Below are 3,577 nucleotides of genomic sequence, written 5' to 3'. Positions count from 1 at the left end.
GTGGCTTGAGCACGACGTTCAGACAATTTTAGGTTATACGCATCGTTTCCACGACTATCCGTATGGGAGCGTACATCCAACTGAATCGTTGGGTGTTTGAGCAATACATCCACTACTTTCTGTAATTCTATTTGAGCATCTGGACGAATTGTCGCTGAATCAAAATCAAAGTGGATCGGTGCTAATTTCAATTTCTTGAATAAATCATCGCCTTTATTAATCAACTCAATTTCTATATTCACCCGTTGTTGAATATCGCGATTGGTATCCACCACAAATTCTTTGGTAAAATACCCTTCCTTATTTACTTGTACATTGTATTGATTTCCACACAACAACTTCTCCGCACTATAGTACCCTTGTTCATCGGTATAAATCTTATCAACAACTTTGTTTTGTCCATCGAAAAACAGCAACTCTACACCTACAACGCCTCCTTTAGAATCTATATCGGAAACCACTCCATCCATAATCTGATAGCAGGTTTTCTCCACAAATAGATAGATGTCATCGGCTCCATTGCCTCCAGTTCTATTGGAACTCACAAATCCTTTTTTCGAGGCCGTATCAATATACAGACCGAAGTCATCAAACGCACTGTTGATATCCGGACCTAAGTTCACCGGAACTCCCATTCTGCCATCGGCATTGATTTTGGATTTATACAAGTCCAACCCTCCAAATCCTGGGAAACCATCGCTGGAAAAATACAGCATATAGTCTGCCGAAATAAAAGGAAATGTCTCACGTCCTGCAGTATTCACTTGGTCGCCCAAATGTTCTACCTGTCCAAAACGACCGGTTTCGTAGATACTTACCCGAAATAAATCCGACTGACCCAAACTACCTTGACGGTCCGAAACAAAATACATCCACTTTCCATCGGGGGTTAAGGCGGGGTGAGCCGTGTTATATTCGTCTAGATTGAATGGCAACTCTTCAACAGCACCCCAACTCCCATCATGCTGTTTACTCGATTTGTAAATTTTTAATAAAGACGATTCCTCTTCGTTGTATTGGGCGCGTTTACTACCATGCGTCGAACCATTATTACTGGTAAAGTACATGGTTTGACCATCTTTGGTAAAAATAGCCGTACCCATATTGAGTTCCTTGGAAGCAATATTTTTGACAAATAGGGTTGGCTCTCCAAAACTACCATCTTCAGCAATGGCACTCGCGTACAACTTAGTATAGTTTTGATTGGTCCAACGGTGTATTTTGTTCTTCATCTGGTCATTATCCCGAGAAGAAGTAAAAATCAATTGACCATCCAAAAGCGTAGCACCATAATCAGAGAACTCGCTATTCAGCGATAAATTTGTCAAGGTAAATCGAGAGGTAGGTAGCGTTTGATTCACCAGCTCTTCGTTGGTGATAAAGAGCTGAGCACGAGAATCAGAGGCTTGTAATTCAGCAAATTGCTGTAATACCTTATCCGCTAAATCGGTGTAATTCATCGCCTTGAGAGTCTGCCCATATCGATAGTAATACTCCTTGTCTAAGCTAGCAACATCCTTCCCTTCATACGAGCCTTGAAACAGCTCATCGTACCATGTAAAGGCGTCTTCAAACTTAGCATTAAAGTAATAAGAATCCCCTAATTTACTGAGAATGGACGCATTAACCTGGCCTTTCTCAATCATGCTTTCATATACTTTAATTGCATCTACATACGCAAATGTATCAAAATTGCGATCCGCTTTCTTTTCCTTCCTCGTCTGTCCTAAGCTCATAACGCTAGTCAACAAGAAACAAAGCATTAAGCCGTTAAATACGTATTTCCTAACCATATATGCTTGTGTTTAGAAAAATCGCGGAGCAACTTTTCTTCTGTTGTTGTTAAATAATTCAAACTTCATAAAGATCTCATGAGATCCCGAGTGATACTTCGACAACTTACTGGTATCTGCATCATAAGTATATCCAATAAGTAAACTTTTGCTTACCTGAAATCCAGCTAATCCACTCACTGAAGCGTCCCATCGATAAGCTGCACCCACGGTAAACTTCTCGTAAAACCAAAAGTTAGCTGTAAGATCCACTTGCAACGGAGAGCCTGTCATTACTTTAACTAAAGCCGCAGGTTTGAACTGAATCATATAATTGATATCAAATACATATCCTCCCATTAAGTAAAAATGGGTTTTCTCCTTCATTACTTTATAATCATTGTCGTTGTAGATATTACTCGATAAAATCATCGGAGCAGATATCCCTACGTAGGCTTTATCGGAATATAAGTAAACCCCAGCCCCTACGTTACCAGAAAATTTACTGCTGATATTTTCACCAGCAATAGGATCCGTACCGTCATAGATGTGGAGCTTATCGTAGTTTACATCCAACAAAGATCCTGTTCCCTTTAATCCAAAGGCCAACTTATACTGGTAATCCAAATCAATAGTATAGGCTAAGTCAATAGCTAAACTGTTTTGATCCATCACCCCTAAATGGTCGTTCTTAAAGTGGAAGCCCATCCCAAGCCCCGAATCATTGAGCGGGGTTGTCGCCGATAAATAGGCTGTTTTAGGCGCTCCTTCTAAGCCCACCCATTGGGTGCGATACAATCCAAAGAACTGTAATTTGCTCACACTTCCTGCATAAGCTGGGTTAATCACCGAAGGATTATACATGTATTGGGTATATTGAGGGTCTTGTTGTGCAAAAGCAGTAGGAATGAAAATCAATCCTAAAATGGCACAAACCAGGGTATATATACTTCTTTTTCTTATCATTTCTAGCTCTTTTAATTGTTTTCCAAATGCAGGTTAGCAGCCTTCTTAATCATGCGGCTACCATTGTCATCCGTGTATTCATACGTAATCACGTAGTAATACGTACCACTTGGTAGTTTACTACCTTTGTCTACCGTAACTTTTCCTTCGGAATAGCCGCGGAAAACATTGCTACTTCCATCCCCTACTGGGTCATACCCACGCGTTTCATACACACGAGCTCCCCAGCGGTTGAAAATCTCTACTTTGTTGTTGGGATAGTTCTTGATGTTATCGATAATAAAGTAATCGTTCTTCCCATCTCCATCAGGAGTTACTAAGTTGTAAATCACAATATCACCATCTAATATCCAGTCTTTCTTTACCGTTCCGAAAGTGAAAATACCATAGCCTTTTACCGTTCCAATAGTAGTCACTTCTTTGGTAGACATATCCACAACTCCACCTTCATCCACCCAAAGTTGTTGTTTGGCATCCCAGCGTACAATGTGTAATTCCTCTTCAGGATTCTCTAACACATCAGGAGAAGTGGTCGACTCATCCCATGTCAGGGTCAACAACACATCACTTTGCTTGTTATTCCCCTTGTCAATTACCCAATACTCTTGGTCGTTGATTTTATTCAGCACTCCCACCATATTAGGGCGAGCGCTAAAAAAGGCTTCATCTCCATAGATGTATTGTCCCATAAAAACATCTCCTTCTTTTTTAGGAGCTGAAATACGCGCAGAACGGTATTTTTCTTGATCACCAATAGGATACACAAAGGATTCATTTCCGATCTTCTCAACTGCGCCTTGCACGTGAGCAGCATCGCCTACTGATTCTGCTGTGGCTCC

General features: G+C 40.7%; 3 protein-coding genes. All 3 read right to left on the bottom strand.

Translation table 11 applies throughout. From position 1 onward, the window contains the following. Positions 1–1,793 (bottom strand): OmpA family protein (locus ACLJX0_RS15310; protein ID WP_410881684.1); only part of this gene is annotated, 1,793 nt, incomplete at its 3' end. Positions 1,794–1,805: 12 nt separating this feature from the next. Next, entirely contained in the window at positions 1,806–2,738 is a 933-nt protein-coding gene (locus ACLJX0_RS15305) for a type IX secretion system membrane protein PorP/SprF (RefSeq protein ID WP_410881683.1), read from the bottom strand. Positions 2,739–2,749: 11 nt separating this feature from the next. Next, positions 2,750–3,577 (bottom strand): gliding motility-associated C-terminal domain-containing protein (locus ACLJX0_RS15300; protein ID WP_410881682.1); only part of this gene is annotated, 828 nt, incomplete at its 5' end.

It is taken from the genome of Myroides sp. DW712 (assembly GCF_046557355.1).
In the GTDB taxonomy this organism is placed as follows: Bacteria; Bacteroidota; Bacteroidia; order Flavobacteriales; family Flavobacteriaceae; genus Flavobacterium.
This window is presented reverse-complemented; position numbering and strand designations above follow the sequence as displayed.

What these genes read in the sequence shown, in the direction of transcription:
- ACLJX0_RS15305 (WP_410881683.1), bottom strand. Translation starts at nt 2,738, where the DNA reads ATGATAAGAAAAAGAAGTATATATACCCTGGTTTGTGCCATTTTAGGA.